This window comes from Fluviispira vulneris (assembly GCF_014281055.1).
GTDB lineage: Bacteria > Bdellovibrionota_B > Oligoflexia > Silvanigrellales > Silvanigrellaceae > Silvanigrella > Silvanigrella vulneris.
On sequence record NZ_JACRSE010000002.1, the window covers coordinates 143744 to 167159 of the forward strand.

The 23416-nt window shown below is 33.9% G+C and carries 25 protein-coding genes and 2 tRNA genes; 10 read left to right on the top strand and 17 right to left on the bottom strand.

Features of this window, described 5'->3' with window-relative positions; all coding sequences use genetic code 11:
• Nucleotides 1-78: 78 nt before the first annotated feature.
• From H7355_RS04460 to H7355_RS04485, 6 genes are all read right to left on the bottom strand, one after another.
• Nucleotides 79-1533 carry a catalase gene (locus H7355_RS04460; RefSeq protein WP_186645520.1) on the bottom strand — a complete coding sequence of 485 codons (1455 nt, stop codon included), beginning with the start codon at nucleotides 1531-1533 and terminating at the stop codon, nucleotides 79-81.
• Between the two features lie 142 nt (nucleotides 1534-1675).
• On the bottom strand, nucleotides 1676-2446 hold the full coding sequence (locus tag H7355_RS04465; RefSeq protein ID WP_186645521.1) for a carbonic anhydrase: 771 nt from the start codon (nucleotides 2444-2446) through the stop codon (nucleotides 1676-1678).
• A 484-nt stretch (nucleotides 2447-2930) separates the two neighbouring features.
• The gene (locus H7355_RS04470) at nucleotides 2931-3809 is read right to left on the bottom strand and encodes a hypothetical protein (RefSeq protein WP_186645522.1); all 879 of its coding nucleotides are present in this window, start codon (nucleotides 3807-3809) and stop codon (nucleotides 2931-2933) included.
• 185 nt (nucleotides 3810-3994) lie between these two features.
• Nucleotides 3995-4369, bottom strand: coding sequence for a RidA family protein (locus H7355_RS04475; RefSeq protein WP_130606309.1), 375 nt, complete (start codon nucleotides 4367-4369; stop codon nucleotides 3995-3997).
• A gap of 94 nt (nucleotides 4370-4463) precedes the next feature.
• Entirely contained in the window at nucleotides 4464-5978 is a 1515-nt protein-coding gene (gene rfaE2, locus H7355_RS04480) for a D-glycero-beta-D-manno-heptose 1-phosphate adenylyltransferase (protein WP_186645523.1), read from the bottom strand.
• 54 nt (nucleotides 5979-6032) lie between these two features.
• Nucleotides 6033-6770, bottom strand: a complete 738-nt coding sequence (locus tag H7355_RS04485; protein WP_186645524.1) for a hypothetical protein — start codon at nucleotides 6768-6770, stop codon at nucleotides 6033-6035.
• A 75-nt stretch (nucleotides 6771-6845) separates the two neighbouring features.
• Here H7355_RS04485 and H7355_RS04490 point away from each other — a divergent pair, with 75 nt between their 5' ends.
• A complete protein-coding gene (locus H7355_RS04490) occupies nucleotides 6846-8699 on the top strand; it encodes a hypothetical protein (RefSeq protein WP_186645525.1) in 1854 nt (617 codons plus the stop codon).
• Here the strand turns inward: H7355_RS04490 and H7355_RS04495 are convergent.
• From H7355_RS04495 to H7355_RS04505, 3 genes are all read right to left on the bottom strand, one after another.
• The gene (locus tag H7355_RS04495) at nucleotides 8692-9624 is read right to left on the bottom strand and encodes a TIGR00282 family metallophosphoesterase (protein ID WP_186645526.1); all 933 of its coding nucleotides are present in this window, start codon (nucleotides 9622-9624) and stop codon (nucleotides 8692-8694) included. The genes H7355_RS04490 and H7355_RS04495 overlap by 8 nt on opposite strands.
• The gene (gene rny, locus H7355_RS04500) at nucleotides 9614-11188 is read right to left on the bottom strand and encodes a ribonuclease Y (protein WP_186645527.1); all 1575 of its coding nucleotides are present in this window, start codon (nucleotides 11186-11188) and stop codon (nucleotides 9614-9616) included. Before rny ends, H7355_RS04495 begins: the two co-directional genes overlap by 11 nt.
• A gap of 179 nt (nucleotides 11189-11367) precedes the next feature.
• Nucleotides 11368-11450: transfer RNA gene (locus H7355_RS04505), tRNA-Leu, on the bottom strand.
• Between the two features lie 215 nt (nucleotides 11451-11665).
• Between H7355_RS04505 and H7355_RS04510 the strand changes: the two genes are divergently transcribed.
• The 3 genes from H7355_RS04510 to H7355_RS04520 are packed head-to-tail and all read left to right on the top strand — an operon-like array spanning nucleotide 11666 to nucleotide 13236.
• Nucleotides 11666-11986 carry a thioredoxin family protein gene (locus tag H7355_RS04510; RefSeq protein WP_186645528.1) on the top strand — a complete coding sequence of 107 codons (321 nt, stop codon included), beginning with the start codon at nucleotides 11666-11668 and terminating at the stop codon, nucleotides 11984-11986.
• 1 nt (nucleotide 11987) lies between these two features.
• Nucleotides 11988-12233: a DUF6952 family protein gene (locus H7355_RS04515; protein WP_186645529.1), complete on the top strand. Its 246-nt coding sequence runs from the start codon at nucleotides 11988-11990 to the stop codon at nucleotides 12231-12233.
• 16 nt (nucleotides 12234-12249) lie between these two features.
• On the top strand, nucleotides 12250-13236 hold the full coding sequence (locus H7355_RS04520) for a YeiH family protein (protein ID WP_222435661.1): 987 nt from the start codon (nucleotides 12250-12252) through the stop codon (nucleotides 13234-13236).
• Between the two features lie 17 nt (nucleotides 13237-13253).
• Here the strand turns inward: H7355_RS04520 and H7355_RS04525 are convergent, their stop codons facing one another.
• From H7355_RS04525 to htpX, 5 genes are all read right to left on the bottom strand, one after another.
• The gene (locus tag H7355_RS04525; RefSeq protein ID WP_186645531.1) at nucleotides 13254-14663 is read right to left on the bottom strand and encodes a DHA2 family efflux MFS transporter permease subunit; all 1410 of its coding nucleotides are present in this window, start codon (nucleotides 14661-14663) and stop codon (nucleotides 13254-13256) included.
• A 1-nt stretch (nucleotide 14664) separates the two neighbouring features.
• Nucleotides 14665-15492: a nitrilase-related carbon-nitrogen hydrolase gene (locus H7355_RS04530; protein ID WP_186645532.1), complete on the bottom strand. Its 828-nt coding sequence runs from the start codon at nucleotides 15490-15492 to the stop codon at nucleotides 14665-14667.
• Between the two features lie 81 nt (nucleotides 15493-15573).
• Complete coding sequence (locus tag H7355_RS04535; RefSeq protein ID WP_186645533.1) at nucleotides 15574-16299, bottom strand: hypothetical protein; 726 nt, start codon at nucleotides 16297-16299, stop codon at nucleotides 15574-15576.
• Nucleotides 16296-17414: a hypothetical protein gene (locus H7355_RS04540; protein ID WP_186645534.1), complete on the bottom strand. Its 1119-nt coding sequence runs from the start codon at nucleotides 17412-17414 to the stop codon at nucleotides 16296-16298. The genes H7355_RS04535 and H7355_RS04540 overlap by 4 nt, the downstream gene beginning before the upstream one ends.
• A 108-nt stretch (nucleotides 17415-17522) precedes the next feature.
• Nucleotides 17523-18422 carry a protease HtpX gene (gene htpX / locus H7355_RS04545; protein ID WP_186645535.1) on the bottom strand — a complete coding sequence of 300 codons (900 nt, stop codon included), beginning with the start codon at nucleotides 18420-18422 and terminating at the stop codon, nucleotides 17523-17525.
• A 118-nt stretch (nucleotides 18423-18540) separates the two neighbouring features.
• Here htpX and panB point away from each other — a divergent pair, with 118 nt between their 5' ends.
• Together panB and H7355_RS04555 are read left to right on the top strand one after the other, a co-directional pair.
• Nucleotides 18541-19368 carry a 3-methyl-2-oxobutanoate hydroxymethyltransferase gene (gene panB, locus H7355_RS04550; RefSeq protein WP_186645536.1) on the top strand — a complete coding sequence of 276 codons (828 nt, stop codon included), beginning with the start codon at nucleotides 18541-18543 and terminating at the stop codon, nucleotides 19366-19368.
• Nucleotides 19365-19634 (top strand): (2Fe-2S)-binding protein, encoded by a 270-nt coding sequence (locus H7355_RS04555; protein ID WP_222435662.1) that lies wholly within the window; start codon nucleotides 19365-19367, stop codon nucleotides 19632-19634. Before panB ends, H7355_RS04555 begins: the two co-directional genes overlap by 4 nt.
• Here H7355_RS04555 and H7355_RS04560 read toward each other — a convergent pair.
• Entirely contained in the window at nucleotides 19624-20352 is a 729-nt protein-coding gene (locus H7355_RS04560) for a substrate-binding periplasmic protein (protein ID WP_186645537.1), read from the bottom strand. The genes H7355_RS04555 and H7355_RS04560 overlap by 11 nt on opposite strands.
• Nucleotides 20353-20491: 139 nt before the next feature.
• Nucleotides 20492-20567, bottom strand: a tRNA-Trp gene (locus H7355_RS04565).
• 89 nt (nucleotides 20568-20656) lie between these two features.
• Here H7355_RS04565 and dut point away from each other — a divergent pair.
• Complete coding sequence (gene dut, locus H7355_RS04570; RefSeq protein ID WP_186645538.1) at nucleotides 20657-21112, top strand: dUTP diphosphatase; 456 nt, start codon at nucleotides 20657-20659, stop codon at nucleotides 21110-21112.
• Here dut and H7355_RS04575 read toward each other — a convergent pair.
• Complete coding sequence (locus H7355_RS04575; protein WP_186645539.1) at nucleotides 21095-21859, bottom strand: hypothetical protein; 765 nt, start codon at nucleotides 21857-21859, stop codon at nucleotides 21095-21097. The genes dut and H7355_RS04575 overlap by 18 nt on opposite strands.
• A 333-nt stretch (nucleotides 21860-22192) precedes the next feature.
• Here H7355_RS04575 and H7355_RS04580 point away from each other — a divergent pair, with 333 nt between their 5' ends.
• From H7355_RS04580 to H7355_RS04590, 3 genes are all read left to right on the top strand, one after another.
• A complete protein-coding gene (locus tag H7355_RS04580) occupies nucleotides 22193-22531 on the top strand; it encodes a hypothetical protein (RefSeq protein WP_186645540.1) in 339 nt (112 codons plus the stop codon).
• Nucleotides 22532-22661: 130 nt separating this feature from the next.
• A complete protein-coding gene (locus tag H7355_RS04585) occupies nucleotides 22662-22901 on the top strand; it encodes a hypothetical protein (protein ID WP_186645541.1) in 240 nt (79 codons plus the stop codon).
• Nucleotides 22902-22915: 14 nt separating this feature from the next.
• Nucleotides 22916-23416 (top strand): type II 3-dehydroquinate dehydratase, encoded by a 501-nt coding sequence (locus H7355_RS04590; RefSeq protein ID WP_186645542.1) that lies wholly within the window; start codon nucleotides 22916-22918, stop codon nucleotides 23414-23416.

Here is a 23416-nt window from a genome sequence, read left to right on the forward strand (position 1 = left end):
TCTATTGTAATTATGAGTACTTTCGCAGAACGAGAAAGATTTGGTTTTGAACTGAAAGGATTGAAGAATTAAGTTTATTTAAATAAACAAGCCCAATGCTTTTGCAACACCAGCCCCATAATTGGGATCTGCTTTTTTGCAGTTTTCGATATGTCTTAATTTAATTTCATTTGAAGCATTTCCCATAGCACGAGCAGTGTTTTCAAAAAGAATTTGTTGTTGCTCTGCACTCATCAATCGAAATAATAGACCTGGTTGGGAATAATAATCGTTATCTTCTCTATGATCCCAATGTCCAGCAGTTCCTTCCAAAAGTAAATGGGGCTCTGCATAATTGCTTTGTTGCTGCCACTCGCCTTTGCTATTTGGTTCATAATTCAGAGTTTTTCCTTTGTTGCCATCGATTCTCATGGCACCATCACGATGGTAACTGTGATATGGACAATGAGGGGTGTTTACTGGAATGTTTTGATGATTCACACCAAGTCGGTAACGTTGTGCATCCCCATATGAAAAAAGTCTTCCTTGCAACATTTTATCTGGAGAAAAACCAATACCAGGAACTATATTTGCAGGATTAAAAGCTGCTTGTTCAACTTCGGCAAAATAATTTTCAGGATTTTTATTGAGTTCTAAAATTCCGACTTCGATGAGAGGGTAATCCTTATGCAACCAAACTTTTGTAAGATCAAATGGATTATACTTGCACTTTGCGGCGTCTTGTTCCGACATAATTTGAATACACAATTTCCAACGTGGGAAATCTTTATTTTCTATACTTTCAAAAAGATCTCTTTGATGACTTTCGCGATCTTTTGCAATAATCGCTTCAGCTTCGGAATCTGAAAGATTCTTTATCCCTTGTTGTGAAATAAAGTGAAATTTAACCCAACTGCGATTGTTGTCTTTATCAAGCATACTATAGGTATGACTACCAAAGCCATGCATATGTCTGTATGAAAAAGGAATTCCTCTTTCACTCATTACTATTGTGACTTGATGGAGGGATTCTGGAGATAGAGTCCAAAAATCCCAATTATTTTCTGCGCTGCGCATATTTGTTACAGGATCACGTTTTACTGCATGAGCCAAGTCTGGAAATTTAATTGGATCGCGTAAAAAGAAAACAGGCGTATTATTTCCAACTAGATCCCAATTGCCTTCTTCTGTATAAAATTTTATTGCAAAACCACGTATATCTCTTTCAGCATCTGCAGCCCCTCGTTCACCTGCTACAGTAGAAAATCTTATAAAGAGATCTGTTTTTTTACCTATTGAAGAAAAAATACGAGCCTTTGTATACTTCGATATGTCATGTGTTACTGTAAATGTTCCATAAGCTCCAGAACCTTTTGCGTGCATACGACGTTCTGGAATAACTTCTCGATCAAAATGAGCTAACTTTTCTAAAAACCAAACATCCTGCAAGAGCAGAGGGCCGTAACGACCTGCAGTCATTGTATTTTGATTATCTACAACGGGTGCTCCAGCATTATTTGTTAATTTATTAATATTTTTATTAAGTTGAGACATATTTATTGTTTCCTTTATAATAAGGTAGTTTATCGTGAAAGTTAATGCTAAATATAGGTACTCACACACAAAAATGAATTCATTGTAGCTGCGATTCGCAACCATTCTTTGATCTTAGAATTCAAAGGAATGAGTTAAGTTCTTAATTAGATAAATTCGTTTCAACGACTCTATTATTTAAAGGCTGAATCTCTCTGGCATTATTGGGGAAAATTGTTTTAAAATTTTGTATTTGTTCTTCAGACACTTCAACACCATTTTTTAAAACGAGCCAATTAACTTTTTCATCGCAAGGAAAGGTAGTTAAAGAACCAAAATAGCTATAATAGGATAAATCACTGGGTAAAATATCATTTAAATTTATTTTTAAATTAGTATTCAAAATTGCATGATCTTCCTTTGGTAAATTTTCAAAAAATTGTTTTAAAGCAAAATTTTCCTTTCCTGTATTCATTAATATTGCCATAACTGCATATTCACCTGATTCACTTTGATGAACGAGATGTAATTCTAAGTCGGAAAATTTACCGTCTATTTTATGTTCACTCGGTGCGTGCAAGTGAAATTGTATTAATGAATATTTTTTATTTCCAAGCATAATGCTATTTGTTTTATCAAACTTTGCTTTAATTGTATGCTGATTATTTTTTATAATTAATGGTGAAGAATGATAATTTATAAATATTTTAGGTAGCGATTCATTTGTTTTTAAATCACTCGTCAAAATATGAATTGGAGATTGTTTTTTCCCATGAGCACATGAATTAAAATCTTCTATAAGTATGTTTTCACTCAGATATTCCTTTTTTTCATCATAAATTTCTAAATGTTGAGAATTTTTATATTGCTTAGTTTGAACACATCCAGTAATATATAGACAACAAAATATTGGTAATAAAAAATGAGAACTCATAAACTTAATCCTAAAAATTATTGAAATAGATATTATAAAGAATGAAACTTAAGTCATTCTTTATAAAAGAATGATAACTTACCATTTATGATATAGTTATACAAGGATTTCTGTGTAATTAATATTTTTGTAGATAAAACATGTTTAATACTGTATGTCTTACTCTTGCACTCAATAGAGAAATTACGTAAATAATAATTTTAACTTTTCTTAAGGTGCTTTAATCTAATTTTCGTTTGTCAAAGTTTTTTATGAATTTTAATATCTTGCTAAAAAGAATTTTATGAATAAGGAAACGGCAAATGATATTATAGATATGTTGATAGAATAAGAATTCATATCTTCTGTTATACTAATAAGAGTCTCAATTTATGCTATGCTTAATATAGGAATAATAAATATGAAAATTCACAATTTTTGAAATAAAGTGAATGAAAATTTAATAAATATTGCGAATTTAAACCAATAATATTATGTATACATATTAATTCGGTTTTAAAATAACAACTTTTGCTCTGCGCTTAACGGACCAAGTTGACTTTTCGCGATTGAAAAAAGAAATCGCTGGTAAGGTTTCTGCTATGACAAGGGATTTGATCTTATCGCTTTCTTCAAAAATACCTACTTTTTGCGCTTGTTTGATGATTTGAAAAAATTCATCCTGTGAGCAATTTTCTGTTACTTCTGCAGTTTGAGTTTCTGGCGCATAGGGTTTGAAAATACTATCTTCAATTCTTAAATTATACTTTTCTAGTTTGAAGTTTATTTGTGCGTTTTGGTGATGAACAATTTGTAAATTTTTCTGTAACTTTAAAAGATGTGGTTCTATATCTTTAGGATTTGCTTTGTCCTCTATGAAGAGTTGCACAGTGAGGCGAATTTGTTTTGCGAGAAGATTCGAAATTAAGAAATTTCGCATAAACTCTGCAATCTCAATGGCTCCTGCGCTTTCGACAAAATCATTTTGTGATGATAACAAAGCAGCTTTAGACTGAACTAAATCTTGTGAAGCATTTTGAATAAAGAAGGTTGCACGATCAAATGAGTCCATTATTTTTTGATGGAGAGCTTCTTGTTTTTCTGGAAGAGTGTCCACAATTTTAAGACGCTCAGAAACCTGTTTCAATTGATCTTGTTGAAAACTTAGACTGTCTGCCAGTTGGTCGGAAAGTGTTTTGATTGCTTCCATGTTTCTTTGATTCATAAGAATGAGTTCTTGATTTTCAGCTCTTAAATTCGCCACTACTTTTTGACTTTCAAAACCAAACAAGCGGGTTAAAAAAGAAGATTTTTGTGGTGCATTGAAATTTGTCGCAGAAGGAATTGGCTTAATCGCTGACTTTTGCATGGTTTTCATGTTCATGGAGACCTCCTTGTCGCATGCTGAGTTATCTTATACTTTTCGTTGGACTCCAGTCAAAAAAAATACAAAAAGAATCAGCTCATATTTAAATAATACAATATTTTTATATTAATTAAGAAATATTAAAAAATAAAATAAAGTAAAAGTGCGATATAGAAATACGTTTTATTTATTTCTATAAAATATTAAAGAGATGCAATACACTCTATTTCGACCATAACATCAAGCGGTAATTTAGCTACTTGAACTGTTGAGCGGGCAGGGGAGTGTCCTTTGAAGAGCCTTTCATAAACACCATTCATTTTTTGAAAATCATTCATGTCTTTTAAGAACACAGTGGTTTTTACAACTTTTTCAATTCCTGATCCACTTGCGTCCAAGATAGCTCGCATATTTTTAAAGACTTGTTCTGTTTGGCCTTCAATATCTGTTGCTTCAACCTTCATAGTTGAAGGATTCAAAGGAATAGAGCCAGAGCAGTAGACCATGTTGCCCAAAACGATTGCTTGGGAGTATGGACCGATTGCTTTAGGTGCGTTGTCTGTTGCGATGATTTTCATTGAATTTTCCTCTTTGAAATTTATAGAATCAAACATACCAAAAGTGTTTTAAATTAAAAATTGCCAACAAACAAGTTTGCTTTGACTATGATGTTTAATCGAGCTGAGCCTTTTGAATAATGGATGTCGTGCTTCTTCCCGGAACGAGTGCGATGTGTTCAACGCTCCCTCCCCAAGAAACCACTTCTTTTGCGCCAACAGTATTTTCAAAATTATAATCAGCGCCTTTGACCAACACATCTGGTTTAATAGCTAAGATGATTTCAAGTGGAGTGTCTTCATCAAATATAACCACATAGTCTATGCAGGCGAGTGACGCTAAAATTTTTGCTCGATCATTTTCATTTTGCACGGGACGGCTTGAGCCCTTAAGCCGTTGCACACTTTTGTCAGAGTTGAGTCCAACGATGAGTAAATCGCCCAATGCACGTGCCTTCTGCAAATACTCCACATGACCTGCATGAAGAATATCGAAGCATCCGTTGGTAAAAACTGAGCGTCTTTTTTGTGATTTTAAATCTTTAGCAAGCAGGGTGAGTAAATTGATATCGAGGCGTTTTTCTGGATGTGTCGCTTCGCTCTTGTCTTTGAAAACACTTAAAAACTCAGAAGGAGAGAGAGTTGATGTTCCTAATTTTCCACAGACAATGCCTGCTGCAATATTGCCAAGCTCAGTTGCGCGGATAAGAGGAAATTGAGCTGCTAAACACATTGCAATAAAAGCTATGAGAGTGTCACCAGCACCTGATACATCCGAGACTTGCAGTGCGTGTGAAGCAATACGATAGGTGCCTTCAATATCTTGCCCCCGTGTCATGACCCCGTGCTCGGAAAGGCTCATGACCAAATTTCTGCACCCACTCATTTTTAAATAGCAGTCAGCAATAGCATCGACTTCTTCTTCAAAAGATTTGTTATTTGCACTTGGATTTTGTGATTTAAAAACAGATTTTCCTTCGTTCAAATTGGGTTTTATCACGGTTGAATTTGCGTATCTTCCCACATCTTCGCTTTTGGGATCTGTCACTATTGGGATATTTTTTGCATTGCTGATAGCGATAAGGCGAGTGATCAGATTTTTAGTCAAAAAACCTTTGCCATAATCTGATAAGATAAGGCAGATATTTTGGTTATTTTCTATGAAATTCTCAAACAATTCTATAACTTTTTCTTCTTCTGTGCTTGAGATCATCTCATTGGATTCTTTGTCAACACGCACGATCTGTTGAGCGCCTGAGCTGGAGTTTCCAGACATAATTCTCATTTTTGTTGTTGTGGGAATATGTTGTGAGACAATTAAAGCACAGGTTTCAATATTATGATTCTCAAGGACATTTTTTAAAACTAGGGCCTCAGCATCGTTTCCAATACGGCCACAGAGTACGGCCCTTGCTCCCATAGATGCAATATTAGCTGCGACATTGGCAGCTCCGCCCGGAACGGCTCTTCTTTTGCTCTCTAGTACCACTGGAACCGGAGCTTCAGGCGAAATGCGGCTCACTCTCCCCTCGATATAAGTATCGAGAATGATATCTCCTACAATGAATATTCTTGTTTCTTTTAAGTTTAGAATATCTTCTGGAGTCGTGTGATTAAAGAGAGGTGTCATAAAAAAGTGCTCCAAACAGGGAGGGTTAACAATCACTTACTGAGCTATGAGTTATCAGTTTGGTTCATGGAATTCAAGAACTAAGCGGATAGTATCTATTTCTATTTCTTGTGCTTGACTCGTTGTATTTTGCGCAAATGCGTGATTAATTGCGATTTTATAAAAGTCATTTTTTTGTTCAGAACTGAGGTCGTTTAATTGTGCTGATAGTGCATTTTTAACAACTTGATCTAAGTAAGACCTTTCTTCTTGTAAAGGTAATATTTTAGCAATGCTTATATCATAATAGCTTGTATTTGATTTTGTTAATTTGAATAGTACTTCGTATTTTCTTGGAAATAAATTTTGACCAAGAAGTTGTTTTGGGAGTTTTAAATATCCAAAAGGATTTTGAGAAATTTTAACATTGAACTTTTTTTCTTGGGACTTTATAACCTGATCTTTAATTTCGCTTGCTTTGGAATCGTCTTTTTTTTCAGTTATAATATTATTTACAAAATTATTATTTGCATTTTTTATTTTTACTTTTTTAAACTCATTTATTTTTTTATTATTGCTATTTTTGGGTTTGCTTTGATTAATCGTTTGATCTGCAGAGCTATTTTTTGTTGTAAATGTATTTAAAGTAATGATTTGATAGTTTTCAAAAGGTTTTTTTTCAAATATTTTATGATTCCTATACACGAAATGTAAAACAAGAAAAAATGCACCATGAATAAGCATTGAAAGAAGTATGGAAAGGGTGAATTTCAAAACTTTGTTAAGTCCGTTTTTATTTGAAATATGTTTCATGCTATTCTTTCTTTTAAATCCTATGCACTATTCTGCATTTGGATAAGTATTCGTTCTTAGCTTATGGAGTATGATATGTCCAAACAATCAACGATTGTTATTCTTTGCTTATTTGGTCTTTTAGCCATTGGATCATCCATAGGTATCCTGTTCTTTGGGAAAAAAAACTTTCAAATTGAGACAAATTTTTCTCAAGTCAACACTGCAAATGCAGCACAAGATTTCAGAGATTTTCCTCTTCCTGAAAATCCTTCTGTCTCCTCAAAATATAATGCCTGGTACGTTATAAATTTAGGTAACATTCCCATTGGTCTTCTTGTTGCAGGAACTGAAAATTTAAAAACTGGAATTTCAACACAATATACTATGCAGTTTGTGAGTCGAATTGGCTCTTCTCCGTTGCTTTCTATTTTAAAAGGAGAGATGGACTTAGAGCAAGAAGAACAGCTTAAATTTCAGCAAACCCTTTTATCACGAACTGCAAATGGATCTTTTAAAGAAATTCAAAATATTTGGCGTCAAGATAAGAATTCTAATCTTGAATTGGACAAAGATATGGGAGCTAATCTGCAAGGAATTATACCTGCAACATTGTCTAAGAATAAAATAAATGCTGCTTTAAACAGTTCAACTCGTCTCTTTTATTTTGAAGCAAAAGACACTAAAAACAAATCAACAAAAACCTTTGTTCCATTTTCGGGGAATTTTATAAATAATTCTGACATAGATGTCAAATATGACGATGATGGATTTTTAAATACGGGGAAGTTAATACTAGAAGGTGGTAATGAACTCCAATTTGTTAGAATTGAACAAGATCGTTTCAGTTCTTTAACAAAATCAATTGCGGAAACACTTATCGACTTTGGTTGGTTTGCCTCCTTAAATTCTATGAAAAATGAATTTGATTATCTCAGAAAATCACTGGAGACTTGTACTCTTCAAGCTACAAGTTTAAATAATAAAATGATTCGCTATATGCCACAAAGTTCTTATTTAGCTTATAGACGAATTGTAAACATGTCGCACTTTTGCTCGAGTTTAAACCGTCATCTATCTACAAAAGATGCAGATAGCAGTGCAAGTAAGCTTGTTATTCTTTCAAACAGTGTTAAAAATTTATTAAAAGAAAATCCCCAAGAGTTACCTTATTATTTTGCTTATTCTCCTGATATGACACTATTTTACAATGATACAATTTCATTTCTATGGCCAAGAATCACATCTCTTTTAGTAAAAACAACTATGAGCGAACTTGAAAATAATTTTGAATTGGACAAAAGTCGTAAATCTCTAGTAGGCATTCAATTAAATATTTCTAATATGCAATCCAGAGCAGTTGTACGAGCACAAATTAAACTGATTGAATCACCTCTTAATTTTAATATAGAAACAGCACAGCTTTCTAATATGAGTGCTTCGAGCTTAAGCGATATTCCTATGAATATTGAAAAGCCATTGACTTCAATTTTTCTTGATGGTCAGTTTTTTGCTAAAAAAATGGATATTAGTTTTGATGAAATATGTAAGGCAAATAATGGTAAAATAGGTTTAGATATTGGTGATGCTCCACAGGTTGCGATAAATTCAGAATCAATTCGTGGAGTTTGGGATATGCAAACACGTATTGAACTTGCGCGGCAATTCGCTATAAAATCAACGATTGCGAAAAATTGTTCCGATATTTCTTTTCGTGTTCCTGTGAGTTTGCAAAAAGCTTTCTCGAAGGAATTAGAACAATTCAAAAGCGAAGTTTTAGGTTCTGAAAATGAACTTCTTTTATCGAATAATATTCAGAAAAAATTATGGATTGTTCCAGGTAAATATCGATTAGTTGTGACTTCGCTTGTAACAGGTGCTGTTTTATCTGCTCAAGAGTTTTCAGTGGCAAGTGGTGTGAATACAAACGTAACAGCTAAAATCAATTAATTTTTTGAATTGAAGTTAAAATAAAACTATCTTCATATCCCGCACGATATTGCAAACGATGACATGCTATTGACAAACTTTTTTTAGGACAGATTTCCATTAAAAAACCATTAAACCAAAGGTCTTTTTCTGCGACTTCATGAGCCATTTTTACACCAGGGTTTGAAAATCGATTGATAATTCTCTCTTTATTCATACCTATAACACTGTCATAAGGGCCAGTCATGCCAACATCGGTTAAAAAGGCTGTGCCATTTTCAGTCAGACGTTCATCACTTGTGGGTGTATGTGTGTGTGTACCGATCAAGCCAGCAAGTATACCATCATACATCCATGCAATAGCTTGTTTTTCAGAACTTGCTTCAGCATGAATGTCAGCAATAACGATATGAGAGCCTGATTTGACTTTATCTTTAAAGTTTTCTTTTTCTTTTAATAAAAATTCAAATGGGCTGCTGTATTCTTCTCGCATGGCAAAATTACCCATAAGATTTATAATATGCACAGACTTATTTCTCTCTTTAATAAAAAAAGAAGGAGCTTTATCAATATGTGATATACCGACCAGATTTTGTGGGAGAACTAAATCTCTATGTTTTTTACGTATATTATGCACATCGGATTTATCTTTCCAGTGATTCCCCATCGTGACAGCATCAATACCTATACTTTTTATTTCATCAAATATTTTTTCAGTTATACCAAAACCACCCGCTAGGTTTTCTCCATTAATAGTAATAAAATCGAGCTGGATTTCTTGTTTAAGCTGAGGAATGACCTTCTTTAATATTCTCCTTCCACCACGTCCTAAAACATCACCAATCATAAGAATTTTTATACTCTCATGATTGGGTTTGAGATGATTTGCTATGGAAGAAAAAGAATTATCTCCTGAATACGAATGCGCTGTAAATTTATTTTGCAAGATGTGTCGCTCGCTGTTCTCTAACCATAGTTACTTTAATATTACCAGCTTGATGAAGCTCGCTGCGTAAGCGTTTTGCAACAGACTTAGCAAGTAAAGTTACAGCTTCATCATCCATTACTGTGGGGGATACCATAGCTCGAACTTCGCGGCCAGATTTAATGACATAAGCTTGTTCTACACCATCAAATCCTTCGACTGTTGATTCCATATCGCGCAATCTATCAATTGCTTTTTCAAGAAATTCTTTGCGAGCGCCTGGTCGGAAATTGCTCAGAACATTTGCAGTTTGCACGATGACCGTGATGGCGTTTAAACCATGTAAATTATCATTATGATGTTTAGCTGCGGCTTCAACAACTTCAGGTGATTCACCATATTTTTGTAAAAAGAGAGCTCCAACATGCGAATGATTTCCTTCTGATTCTTCATCTAAGCTTTTGCCAATATCATGCAACAGAGCTGCCCTTTTGGTTAAGCGAACGTTGAGATCAAGTTCTGCCGCAATGATACCTGCAATTTGAGCTGTTTCAATGCAATGTTGCAGTACGGATTGGCCACCCGTTGTCATATATTTTAGTTTTCCAAGCGCTTGAATGACTTCTGGATGCAATCCCGTGATTCCACAGTCAAAAGATGAGCGTTCGCCTGCTTCTCGGATCATTTGTTCAAACTCAGTTCTTGTTTTTTGCACGACTTCTTCAATGCGTGCAGGATGAATTCGTCCATCTGCTACTAAACGTTCTATAGCAGTTTTTGCTATTTCTCTGCGGATCGGATTGAAGCAGGAAATAATTACGGCCTCAGGAGTGTCATCTATAATAAGATCGACTCCAGTGGCCTGCTCAATTGTACGTATATTGCGTCCTTCGCGACCAATGATTCGCCCTTTCATATCATCCGTAGGCAATGTGATGACTGAAACTGTAGCATCTGTCACAAATTCATTTGCTATCCGTTGAATAGCGGTGGAAATAATTCCACGTGCTTTTTCATCGGCAATGCGTCTTGCTTCTTCTTCTGCAGCGCGAATTTCTGCACTTGCAGATTTTCTCACTTCGACTTCAATAGCTTTTTTCAATTGTTCACGCGCTTCTTCCTGTGAGAGTCGAGCTACGGATTCGAGGCGTGATTTGCTTTCTTCAACGGTTTCTTCCGCCTTTCTAAGAGCTTCTAAAACTTTTTTTTCTTCAGTTTCAATGGACTCCGTTTTTCTTTTCAGTTCTTTTTCTTTCTGATCGAGTTGCTGAGCTTTTTTTTCTATTGTCTCTTCTCTTTTTTGAATTCGTGCTTCTATTTTCTTGATTTCAAGATTTTTTTCTCTTTGTGCTCGTTCAAAATCTCGACCTTCATTAATAGCAAGTTCTTTCGCTTCTCTGAGAGCTTTTTTAACAAGTTCATCCGCTTGCGCTCGGGCTTCCCCAAGTCTTTTCTCCGCTTCTTCATGTTTGATCTTTAAATCCTGCGTTAGGGCGCGCATGTTCATTGTATGAACCCCCAAAAACGCTAGGGCGGCCACAGCTATTCCGATAGCTATGATCAGTACATATTCCCAAACACCCATGTTTTTATGACTCCAAAAATATAATTTCATTAATTTTTATGTCTAAGTAAATCCTTTTAGGGACATACCAACATTTTACAGTTTCCGACCTTAGAACATCGTATAGATTTTTACCAGTAATAGAATAAGTGGAAACAAAAAAGGCTGGCAATAAAAATTGCCAGCCTTTTTTTAAATAATGGTGCGGATGGGCGGACTCGAACCGCCATGCTTGCGCACACGCCCCTCAAACGTGCGTGTCTACCAATTTCACCACATCCGCAGTGAGGGGGTTAGTACCTTAGGAAAAATAAAAGGTCAACTTTTTCCTGTATGAAATTTTAAAAAAGTGAAGTTTAAAATAAAATAAAGTAAATTCAAGAACTTACACTAAATAGAAAGTCTCACTAATTTAGTAATTTGCTTGCATTTGTCATTCTTTCCTTTCAGGTTTAATCTTTCTATGATTTTGCATTCTATCAGGTTAAGGAGTTTTAAATGTCTGAAATAGTTGAACTTAATGATGATAATGGGGCTTCAGAGTTAAAGAAGGAGAATTTGGCGCTTATCGACTACTATGCGCCTTGGTGTGGATCCTGTCGTATGGCATTGCCAATGTTTAAAAAAATTGCGAATGAACTGGGTTTGCCATTGTATAAGATTGATGCGGAAAAAAATGAAAATTTGCGTGGATTAATAGAAATAGAAAATCTTCCAACTGTTGCAATATGGAAAGACGATAAAATGATAGCCAGTATTTGTACGACAAAGGAAGAAGGGCTGCGTTCATTTTTGAAATCTCATGGTATTGGTGGTTGATATGGATATAAAAGTAATTAAAGAATTATCGCAAAAATATTCTCAGGATGATCTTTTAAAATTTGCAGATGAACTTGAAAACTCCGAAAAAACAAGCTGCCCAGAATGTCAAAATAACTCAGATTTAAATGAAGTTATGAGTAATTTTCTGCAAGCATGTGAAATTAAAAAATTGATTGACAATGGTGTTTCTTTAAATGAGGCTGTCAGAGAATTTACAAAAAGAGTGAGAACTGTTTTGTCATAATATGAGAATCGCTAAATTGAATAAAAATAATGTTGCAAAAATTTCTTATCCATTATTTGCATTTATGTTACTTATTCTTCCTTTATTTAATCATGTTTTTGCAAGATTAAATGCAGGCTTAGCTGTGTTAAGTGGTATTTTATTGTCTCTGATCTTGCAAAACCCATATCATAAGCAGACTAAACAAATTGCAGCAAAATTTTTATCATGGTCTATTATTGGATTAGGCTTTGGTATGAATTTGATAAAAGTTGCAGAGGTCGGACTGAATGGAGTTACATATACCATTATTGGGATCGCTTTAACTTTGATTTTAGGAATAATAATTGGAAAAATTTTAAATAATAAAAGAGATATGTCCCTTTTAATTTCAGTCGGTACAGCAATTTGTGGAGGCAGTGCTATTGCTGCACTAGCTCCAGCAATTAAAGCAAATAATAATGATATTTCTGTATCATTAGCTATAGTCTTTATTTTAAATGCGCTTGCTCTTTTTATTTTTCCACCTATAGGAGAATTCTTTAACTTATCTCAAGTGCAATTTGGTTTGTGGAGTGCATTGGCAATTCATGACACCAGTTCAGTCGTAGGCGCAACTTTGGCTTATGGTGAGCAATCCTTAGAAATGGGTACGACTGTTAAGCTTGCGCGGGCAATATGGATCGTTCCAGTCGTTTTTTTGATAGGAATTTATTATGCAAAATATATTTTTAAAAACGGGGAAAATCCAAAAGAAAAAGTAAAAAAACCTTGGTTTATAATTTGGTTCCTCTTAGCAGCGGCAATCGTAACTTGGGTCCCATCTTTGCAAGCACCTGGTCAAATTATACGTGGCATTTCAGAAAGAATGCTTATTATTATTTTATTTTGTATAGGCTCAAACCTTTCTCGCTCAGCAATAAAAAGTGTAGGGATTCATCCATTTATTCAAGGAGTATTGCTTTGGTTAATTATGGCTTCACTTACATTTATGGCAATATATTTTCATAAGATCGGTGTTTAGTTATATTTTATAAATTATCATTTAATATTTTTTGTTGCATGCTCACCATCAGATTTTTTTAAAGTCAAACTCAAGATAGATACTGGTAAAATACAAAGTGCTAGAATAAAAAAAGTAGTTCTAAAAGCTTCTATTGCTTTCGGATTATGTATTGGAAAAGTATAATAATTAAGAAAACTAATCAAAATAAAAGAAGAAAATCCAATGGATATACTATTTGAAAATTGGCGGATTGTGACATCAAGACTTGTAGCGGTGGCAGAAATATTTTTGGGTACATCGACATAGATCATTGGTCCATTGCTCGAGAAAGCTAAAATATTAAAAAAACCAAAAATAGCAGTTGAAAATATTATATAAATAAGACTGCTATTTTGATTAATAAAAGAGATTAAAATAAGCGCAAAACATATACCAAATGGTGCGATTGAAAGAACTCTTTTGAATCCATATCTTTTTAATATTCTTGGAGATATACCACGCATAATGAGAGCACCAACGGCCATGGGGGCGACTAACAATCCGGATTTTAAAGGTGTCATACCAAATTGCAATTGAAAGAGTAATGGAAGGAGAAAAGAAACACCGCCAGTAGATATATAAGTTATACTATTTCCGATAACTCCTGTCCTAAAAGTTTTTATTTTAAAAAGAGTTAAATTTAAAATAGATTTTTCCTGCATTTTAATTGCATGATATATGAATAAAAGAAGAGTAAATGAACCAATTGTAGCTACAAAAGTGTGTAGTTTACTTGAAATTAAGTTTTCTCCAACTGTTTCCAAGGCAACAGTCAACGAGGCTAATGAAATTCCAGATAAGAAAAACCCTTTTAAATCTAAGCGTTTTTTATTTTCTGCAATTTCGTTGGGAATATATTTTTGCACTAATAGATAAGTTAAAATACCCATCGGAATATTAATAAAGAAAATGATGCGCCATGTTGTGTAGGTCGTGATAACTCCACCTAATAAAGGACCTACAATTGGACCAAAAAGTGCTGGAAAAAATATCAGCATGGTAGCGCGTACAAGTTCAGATGGAGGAAAAATACGTACCATAATGAGGCGTGCAACAGGTGTCATCAGTGCGCCGCCAAATCCTTGGATAAAGCGAAATATAGAAAGTTCTACCAGAGAAGTTGCAAGACCACAGAGAATAGAACTTATGGTAAAAATAATGATTGCAGAAGATAAAACCGGTTTTGTGCCGAAGCGATCTGCAGCCCAGCCGCTTATGGGTATAAACATAGCTAAACTCAGCAAATAACTAGTCACTGCAAATTTTAAGTTTACAGGATTGGCTTTTAGTGAATGTGCTATATCTGGAATCGCTGTATTAATTATGGTTGTGTCAACCATTTCGATAAACATAATTCCAGCCAATATCCAAATAATAACCCTTTTATTAATATCTTCTGGATTCATTTTAAAAAATCTTTCTGTCCTTTAAAGCAGGAAGTCTTGTTCTAGATTCATCTATACTTGATTTATAAATGTCGGCGGTCATAATTCCTGTTTCTTCATTCATTCGAGCTATGATTTTTCCCCAAGGGTCAATAATCATGCTATTTCCATAATTTTTCTTTTGACCATTCAAGAAGGAGCCTGTTTGGTTGCAAGCTACAACAAAACATTGATTTTCGATAGCGCGCGCACGTAATAAAACTTCCCAATGATCTTTGCCTGTTTGCCAGACAAAAGCTGCGGTTACAAAAATAATATCGAAGAAATTATCTTGTTTTAAGGCAGAGCGGATGATTTCGGGAAAGCGCAAATCATAGCAGATGATATTGAAAGCATTCCAGATCCCCTCTGAAGTATTTAATTGATATGATTTTGGATTTTCTCCGATTTCATAGGAATCACTTTCACAATAGAGAGGATTGCCATTTTTATCATGCAGATTAAAAAGATGTTTTTTTCTATATGTAGATAAAACTTCGCCATTTTTATTATATGTTACGCAGGTATTATAAACTTTTTTAGAATTATTAGGTATTTCTTCTGAATGACTGCCGGCTACAATATTCACTTTATATTCTTTTGCAGCAGTTTGAATTTGAGCAAATATACCTTCATGTAATTTTGATTTTGTTTGTACTCTGAGACTCTCGTCTCCCATATATGTAAACATTTCGGGCAGAACAATAGTTTCTGCTCCTTGTTTTGCCGCTTCTGCAATATTATTTAAGGTAATTTTAAGATTCTCGTTGACGTCATTTTGAGGGTTTAACTGAAGACAGGAAATGCGCATGAAAAAAAACTCCTTGTAAAAGGGATAACCTCTTTATTAAAATTAGAGCGAAATATTTTATAGCATAAGACATATGTAATTTCATTCTTGAGATATAATAAAATTAGTCACTTTTGCATTATTTGAAGCACCAGCCGTTGCTGTTATTTGGCTGAATAAATTGGCAAGAAGTGATGAACCAGTCGTTGTTCCTGCTGAGATACCTGCACTTGATAAATTTGTTTGTGCATTTTGCAGATTTGTATAGACATTTGATGAGTCAGTTGCACTCATTGCATTGGTAAGTGCAGTTGATATATTGCCTGAACTATCTAAACAATCTGCTTTTATAATTAAAATTGCGAGACCTGCTTGAGCAAGAGCCAATTGGTAATTTTGATTTGCCGTACGTTGAGAAGCAGATATCGTGCTTAAAATATTAACTGCGTTTGTCATATATGTTATATTAGTGGAAGTTCCGCTAGGCATTGAAGCCAAAATAGCTTGAAAATTATTTTTTGCGCTGCTTGTATTCGTTAAAATCGAAACAGTGATATTCAGTAGGTTGTATCCTGCGGAAAGCATATAAGCTGTGCCAAGCATACTAATGGCTTGAGTGTCATTAGGATTGCTGTTCAAATAAGATACTAAAGAACTGATGGCAGAAGGATAATCTCCTGAATAAATGCTGCTTTGTGCTTTGTCTTTTTGACTTTCTGTTGATAATGAAGAGAATAAATTGCTATTGCCACAGGAAATAAAAACGGGTGAGGTAGAAAAAAGCAAAATAATAGTAAATAATTTTATTTGAATTTTATTTAAAATCATTTTAACCACCCAAGCATAATCCGTACAAAAAATCTTTCACTTGGTAGAGAACCAGTAATTTTCCCGATTTCTTCTGTATACATACCGCCTTCTATTTTAACTATTTTAAAGTTTAAAAATAATCCAAATGTTGGGTAACCTTGATTGAGTCCAGTCATTATTCCAAAGAAATTATTTAAAATATATTCAGCTCCTAAATGTATTCTTTTACCAATTTCTGCTTTTTCTGTATTACTTATATCTCTAAAATCTAGGTAGAGACCCACCCGACTTTTTTTTGTGCCAAAAGTTGTCTTAAAGCCTGTATCAAAAACAGTTGGTTCAGAAGATGGAGCTGTGCTCCCTTCTGGAACTGTCCACCGATATTGCATGCCAAGATTGCGCACAGTGAATCCGAGTTGGGTCGAGCTTTCCTTATGTAAAACAAGAAGAAAGCCAATATCTGCGCCCACCCCACTGCCGACATTAAGTGAGTTATTAATAATAGTTTTAAGTGAATTATTTGAGAGTTTAGTATCTACATCAAGGGCAGATATTGCAAGGTCCACTTCTTTTTTCTGAATATATTTTCCATTTAAGCCAACGAGGAAATGGCCATCAAAAAAATCGTGCGCTAAAGTTAAATAAATACCTGCACGATTTGCGCCATAAATATTTGCTGTTGGTATTCCTGTTGATGGATCAATTCCTGCATAAATATTTGAATTTATTCTATCCATCACACCAAGTGATACTTTCTTGAAAACGATTCCCGTAAAACTTTGGCCAGCAGCACTATAAACTTTGTTCTGATTCCCAGCTAAAAGGGATGCCACATTCCCATTGCCCTGTGCTGAGTCATAAAGGCTCTTAATATTGCTTGTCCCTTCTATTTGAGGGCTGATTAATACGATTTCATTTAAAATATTATTTGTATATGCAATTGCTGCTGGATTGTAAAAGATTGAATCTCCTCCATTTGCATCAGCAATGCCAGAATCACCGCGACCTAAAAAGCGAGATGAGCGATATTCCCTTTGCAATTCTTGGGAATAAATGGGTTGAATTTTAAATAATAAAATAAATAGAATAATTGTATTTAAGTTGCATTTAATAGTTTTAATTATTCCATCCATGGATATGTCCTTATCCTTTGATTCATTCAAAGGCTTACGGAAATATCGGAATAAAAAAAGGGAACTTTATTTTAAGTTCCCAAAATTAAAGCAGTATATTGATTTGTTTTATAGAATTTGATTATTCTGCTTAAGAGTTTCGATTCTCTGCGCCAAAGGTGGGTGGGTAGAAAACAATTCTAAAAAACTCGATCTGTTAGAAATTTGAAAAGCAGCTAGGGAAGAAGGTGCTTTTTCTTGTTCCTGTAAAGGTAATTCATAGGCTCGTTGCAGAGCGCTGAGTGCTGCGATCATATTGCTTTTGCCGGCGAGTTGTGCTCCGCCACTATCAGCTTTAAATTCTCTTATCCTTGAGAACCAGCAAATGACAAGACTGCCTAAAATACTGAAAAGTATTTCAAGAACAATAATAACAATAATATTGACGATCGGACGGATGTCCTCTTTCACGAATTGAGTTGTGGCAAAGGCGATAATTCTTGCAAAAAACATGACAAATGCATTTACCACACCTTGGACAAGAGTCATGGTTACCATATCACCATTTGCAATATGTGAAATTTCATGGGCAAGAACACCATCTACTTCGTGTTGATTCATATGTTCTAATAATCCGCTTGATACAGCGACCAGCGATCTTTTTTTAGAAGGGCCCGTTGCAAAAGCGTTTAAATCAGAGCTTTCAAAAATACCAACTTCTGGAGTAGTGGGCAGACCTGCTTTTCTGGCTAATGCAGCAACTCGATTATAAAGATCCCTTTCCCGCGCGTCAGCATTTGTGGGATCAATGACAGAGATGTTCATCGAAAACTTTGCCACCCAGCGGGAGATAGCAAGGCTGATAAAAGCACCGCCAAAACCCCAAATGAAACAAAATGCGAGCAAAGTACCGTAATTTATTCCTCTTTCTGACATATAATGATTTACACCAAGTACCGAAGTTACGATGGTAATGGTAATCATTACTAATATATTTACGGCTAAAAAAAGTATAATGCGTTTTGCCATGTCGTTATTTCCTCCCCTATCGAACTCATATTAAATATACTATATAAATGTAAAAGAATAAATTCTCTTTAGAATAAATTTTATTCTTACAATTAATTTAACAAAGGTTAAAAGCTTTATGGTTTATTCAGACCCTCTTAGTGCAAAAATTGATCAGAAAAAAGTAAAAGTTCGGGTGCAAAATATTCTCGATATGAAAAAAAATTCTAAACGAATTTCATCAATTACCTGTTATGATGCAACTTTTGCCCGCATGATCGAATCAACTGAAATCGATATAGTTTTGGTAGGTGACAGTTTAGGCAATGTAATTCAGGGTAAAAAAAGCACTATAAATGTGTCAATTCATGATATTGCATATCATATAAGCTGTGTCTCATCAGCATTAAAGACCCCCTTATTGGTGGGAGACATGCCTTTTTTGAGCTCTGGAATAAGCCGTGCAGAAACTGCTCACAATGCTGGGATATTGTTACAAGCTGGGGCGGAGGCTGTTAAAATTGAAGGAGCAAGTTCAGAAATATGTGAGCAAATTCATTTTTTAACCCGACATGGCATACCTGTGATGGGGCATATAGGACTTATGCCACAAAGTGTACATGCTTTGAGTGGCTATCGCATACAAGGTAAAAATGAACATGATAAAATGAGGCTTCTGACTGAAGCGCAAAAATTGCAAACAGCAGGTTGTTTTGCCATTGTGCTCGAGCTTATTATGCCCCAAACAGCAAAAGAAATTTCTGAGTCATTAGAAATTCCTACGATTGGAATTGGCTCTGGCAATTTTTGTGATGGAAATATACTTGTGTTGCAGGATATGTTAGGAATGAATAAGGAATTTAAACCAAAATTTTTAAAGCATTTCTTAGAATTAGAGGATTCTATAACTCAAGCTTTAAATGAATATTGTGCTGACGTTAGAAATGCAAAAAGTGAATTAATATGATTGAAAAAAAATTAAGTATAGAAGAAATAAAAGCACGTTTAAAAGTTGTTTGTATATGTAAGGGAATTAAGCAAGCAAGAATTTGTGAGGCGATTGAAAAAGGGGCAGATACGGTTGAAAAAGTTAATAAAGTAACAGGAAGTGGGAGTGGTGGATGCAATGCGACGCGCTGTGGTCCTGTGATAAAAAAGTTGGTTGAAACCAAAGGAAGAATTTTGCTAGAACCTTATAAAACTGAAGTGGAAGACGATGATCTTAATTTCTAAAATTATCTTCATTTTCTAATTTTATATAGTGATTTAAACTTTCAATAATAGAATAAGAGTGTGGATAGTCTCTGCGAATACCTATGTGAAAGTGAGTTGAACTCTTTTTTATAAAAGGAATATCAAATATTTTAGAATCCTTTATATCTTTCTTTAAATCGTGATAAAATCCAAGATTAGCAACTATAAAGTCAATTTTATTGGCGTTCATTTTGGAAATACAATCTGTTCTTTTAATTACTTTTATTAAGTTAATTTCACTTAGATTTGCTTCACTCCAAGCATTGCCTTTATAATCACAGATGCGGTATTTTTTTAGATCTTCAATATTTTTAATTTTTTTTATCTCATTTTCTAAGTTCTTTTTTGTATATAATAAAAAGTTTTTTATAATAAAAGAGGATTTTTGAGTAAAATAAGCATACTCTTTTCTTTTCTCAATTGGAGTTGTTATAAATCCATCAGCTTCACCACTTTGTACCATATATTGTGCTTTTTCCCAAGAATAAGATTCATTAGTAACTTTAATATTAATTTTAGAAAATAGCTCTTTTATATAGTGAGGGAATATCCCATTTGCATCATTTTTTTCACTTGAAGATGAATAACTGTAAGGATAAAAATCATTAAAATAAACAAAAACCATTTCTTCAGCAGCATAAGCAGATAAGTTAAAAGTATGTGAAAATAGAATTGTTAGGTATACAAATAATTTCATCTCATTCCTAACTCAATCATCTAGAGTGTGTGAGATATGATTTTAAAATATTATATAAAAAACATAAAACATGAATTTTGACAGGAAAAAAAATCAATTTTTCTTGTGCGGAGAGAGAGATGAGGTAAAGAAAGAAGAGTGGCAGGCCAGGAGGGACTCGAACCCCCAACAAGCTGATTTGGAATCAGCCGCTCTACCATTGGAGCTACTGACCTACACGAATTATTGTCGTTACCAGTTGGCAATGATTTGGTCAAGCATCAAGAACTGTTGGAATCAAAGTTTTTAGAATCGGGTGAATGATATGTTAAAATTAAAGCATTTAGGGACAGGCGAAATATTTTATGCAACAAGACAGTCGGCAGGCTTTGATATCTGTGCAAATCAGGAATTAACATTAAAGGCAAAGTCTTGGGCCTTAGTAAAAACAGGGTTGAGGATCGTTGAATCTGTTGATTCCCAATTGATTAAAATAGGTGATCAAAAGTGTAATGCTGTTGCAGAGATTCAGTTGAGACCTAGAAGTGGCTTAGCTGTAAAATATGGAATAAGTGTTTTGAATTCTCCAAGTACGATAGATGCAGATTACAGAGGCGAAATAATGGTAAGTCTTGTAAATCATTCTGATAATGATTTTAAAATTCAACCTGGGGATCGAATAGCTCAGGGGGTTTGTGCTCTTACTATTCAACTTCCAGGAATTAAAGTGAAAGACGTTGAACGGGGGGAAAGTGGATTTGGCTCAACTGGAAGAAATTGAATAGAGCAAGGCCTTGACTCGCTCCTTTAGGGCGAGAAGTTCAATGGAAATAATTTGGCCTAAAGACTTGGGATCATTCCATTCTTCCCAATCCATTTGTATTGCCTGTGCAAAATGAACTTCTTCCCAATCCATTGTTTCAATTGACAGGCAGGCATCATCCCAATCCATTGTTTCAATTGACAGGCAGGCATCTTCCCAATCCATATTTTCTAAAGGTGGTCTATAAATATAAACTCCAGATTTCCAATAAGCATTAGCTGCGGTATCTTCTGAAAGTTTAAATAGTTGCTCTTTTCCTATGTTAACATTCATTCCATAAAGCGTATTTGTATAAGCAAAAAATGGGATATTAGGATTTATCCGCATAAATTCTTCCATAATTTGATTTGATCCAGCATGACAGATGATAAGAACAACTGAATCGATTAGGTTATTCATCTTTAAATCATTAATTTCAAATTGAAAGTATTGCATAAATTCAGGCACGGTGATGAGATGCTGTTTAGAAATATCCGGGGCTAATATTTCTTTAATATTTTCAAAACCATGCGCAATAATATACAAAGGCTTTTTTAAGTTATAATTCATTAAAATTTTAGGAGCTATTATTTTTCTTACATTTTTACCAGCTTCAAATTTATCAAGGTTTATAATATTTGAATATTCTTGATGAATTTGAGAATACCCATTTAAATTCAAATGTAAAAATGAAAATATAATTATTTTATAGAAAAAAATTCTCATATTATAAAGTCTTAGAAAAATTATACAGATAAAAGCAACGGTACTACTTTTTATTTAAAAGTAAAGACTCATATCCCTTGCTAAGCAGGGTACTATCCAACTGAGGGACGAAATTGCTAAGAGTTAGGCAAATGGTATTTGAATTACTTACTCTTAACTCTGCATCATATTTTTCTCAGCCATTTCATTCGCTCGAATTTAAAAAAAAGATATCATAAGGTTTGAGCGAGATAAGTTTTTATTGACCGATTGGTCAATATGTGGTATTATTACGCAGCTTAAGGGCAATGCTGTTTTTAGACTTATCATAATAATTTTAGGAGTTTATTTCTTATGGATGACCCTTCGGGTAGCGTGACAGATCGAAGTCAAAGTTTTCAATATCCTGTTGATAAAGCACTGAGCCTTGAAAGAACTATTTATTACATTCCAGAATCAGTTTCTGCACAAATTCAATTGTTTTCAGCTGTTAAGAATATTTGTAGCACATTTGATGAAATATTAAGGTATCTTGAAGATGGCAAGGTGGATAAAATTGTTTTTCACCCAATGACAGCCTCTTCAGATAGAAAATACATTGTCCATTGGGCAAAAGTATTTAATCCCAACATTATTGAGCAGTTAAATAATAACTTTCCTGCTAAATCATACAATCCAAATCACGTTGCATAAAATCAAAGTCATTTTGCTGTCTCATCATCCAAATTTTGAGTGATACTGAGTGGACTGACTTGCTCTTTATTTTTGGAAATGTAAAATATCTTAGAAGAATGGATTTCTTTTGTGCTGTGAGATTCTTTTTATGAAAGAACAAACTTATAATAAGTTAAAAAATTTTCATAGAGTTAAAAATATAAAAGAAATTTCTCAGAAGAATATAAACCTGGGCATCTTTGAAAATAATACAATTATTAAGATTCAAGAGAATATCTATAATTACAAAAAAAAAGAGCTTGAAAGATTAAGAAAATTGGAAATTTTAATGGAACTTTTAAAGAAAATAGAAGAAAAATCCCTACATTTCAAGTATACTTTTAAATAAATTGCAGGTTAGTTATGAGAAAAATTCTTGTTGTTAATGGCCCAAATTTAAGTTTATTAGGCAAACGTCAAACCCATATTTATGGGTTTGAAAGTTTGCAAACTATTATTCAAAATTTAAAAAAAATTGCAGAAAAAAATGATCTTATCCTAAAGGATTATCAAAGTAATATAGAAGGAAATATCGTTTCATTTTTAAATGACGAATATTTAGAGCTTTTATCCAAAAAAAATATCAAAACATTAACAAATTTAAATATGACAGAACATGTTAATATTGCTGGAATAATTATTAATCCTGCAGCTTATACACATACAAGTGTTGCCATTCATGACGCCCTAGAAGTTTTTTCACAAGAAAATATTCCGATTTTTGAAGTGCATTTAAGCAATATTTACGCACGTGAAGAATTTCGACGTAATTCTTTTGTGAGTCCAATTGCAACTGGGGTTATTTCTGGGCTTGGCTCATTTGGTTATACCGTTGCTCTTCACAGAATCATAGAGTTGGTATAA

Excerpts from the sequence above, each read along its gene's own strand:
- H7355_RS04525 (WP_186645531.1), bottom strand. The coding sequence starts at position 14,663 with ATGAATCCAGAAGATATTAATAAAAGGGTTATTATTTGGATATTGGCT.
- H7355_RS04460 (WP_186645520.1), bottom strand. The coding sequence starts at position 1,533 with ATGTCTCAACTTAATAAAAATATTAATAAATTAACAAATAATGCTGGA.
- dut (WP_186645538.1), top strand. The coding sequence starts at position 20,657 with ATGTTAAAATTAAAGCATTTAGGGACAGGCGAAATATTTTATGCAACA.
- H7355_RS04465 (WP_186645521.1), bottom strand. The coding sequence starts at position 2,446 with ATGAGTTCTCATTTTTTATTACCAATATTTTGTTGTCTATATATTACT.
- H7355_RS04490 (WP_186645525.1), top strand. The coding sequence starts at position 6,846 with ATGTCCAAACAATCAACGATTGTTATTCTTTGCTTATTTGGTCTTTTA.
- rny (WP_186645527.1), bottom strand. The coding sequence starts at position 11,188 with ATGGGTGTTTGGGAATATGTACTGATCATAGCTATCGGAATAGCTGTG.
- htpX (WP_186645535.1), bottom strand. The coding sequence starts at position 18,422 with ATGGCAAAACGCATTATACTTTTTTTAGCCGTAAATATATTAGTAATG.
- H7355_RS04580 (WP_186645540.1), top strand. The coding sequence starts at position 22,193 with ATGGATGACCCTTCGGGTAGCGTGACAGATCGAAGTCAAAGTTTTCAA.
- H7355_RS04485 (WP_186645524.1), bottom strand. The coding sequence starts at position 6,770 with ATGAAACATATTTCAAATAAAAACGGACTTAACAAAGTTTTGAAATTC.
- H7355_RS04535 (WP_186645533.1), bottom strand. The coding sequence starts at position 16,299 with ATGATTTTAAATAAAATTCAAATAAAATTATTTACTATTATTTTGCTT.
- H7355_RS04510 (WP_186645528.1), top strand. The coding sequence starts at position 11,666 with ATGTCTGAAATAGTTGAACTTAATGATGATAATGGGGCTTCAGAGTTA.
- H7355_RS04555 (WP_222435662.1), top strand. The coding sequence starts at position 19,365 with ATGATTGAAAAAAAATTAAGTATAGAAGAAATAAAAGCACGTTTAAAA.
- H7355_RS04475 (WP_130606309.1), bottom strand. The coding sequence starts at position 4,369 with ATGAAAATCATCGCAACAGACAACGCACCTAAAGCAATCGGTCCATAC.
- panB (WP_186645536.1), top strand. The coding sequence starts at position 18,541 with ATGGTTTATTCAGACCCTCTTAGTGCAAAAATTGATCAGAAAAAAGTA.
- rfaE2 (WP_186645523.1), bottom strand. The coding sequence starts at position 5,978 with ATGACACCTCTCTTTAATCACACGACTCCAGAAGATATTCTAAACTTA.
- H7355_RS04590 (WP_186645542.1), top strand. The coding sequence starts at position 22,916 with ATGAGAAAAATTCTTGTTGTTAATGGCCCAAATTTAAGTTTATTAGGC.
- H7355_RS04530 (WP_186645532.1), bottom strand. The coding sequence starts at position 15,492 with ATGCGCATTTCCTGTCTTCAGTTAAACCCTCAAAATGACGTCAACGAG.
- H7355_RS04560 (WP_186645537.1), bottom strand. The coding sequence starts at position 20,352 with ATGAAATTATTTGTATACCTAACAATTCTATTTTCACATACTTTTAAC.
- H7355_RS04470 (WP_186645522.1), bottom strand. The coding sequence starts at position 3,809 with ATGAACATGAAAACCATGCAAAAGTCAGCGATTAAGCCAATTCCTTCT.
- H7355_RS04585 (WP_186645541.1), top strand. The coding sequence starts at position 22,662 with ATGAAAGAACAAACTTATAATAAGTTAAAAAATTTTCATAGAGTTAAA.
- H7355_RS04515 (WP_186645529.1), top strand. The coding sequence starts at position 11,988 with ATGGATATAAAAGTAATTAAAGAATTATCGCAAAAATATTCTCAGGAT.
- H7355_RS04540 (WP_186645534.1), bottom strand. The coding sequence starts at position 17,414 with ATGGATGGAATAATTAAAACTATTAAATGCAACTTAAATACAATTATT.
- H7355_RS04575 (WP_186645539.1), bottom strand. The coding sequence starts at position 21,859 with ATGAGAATTTTTTTCTATAAAATAATTATATTTTCATTTTTACATTTG.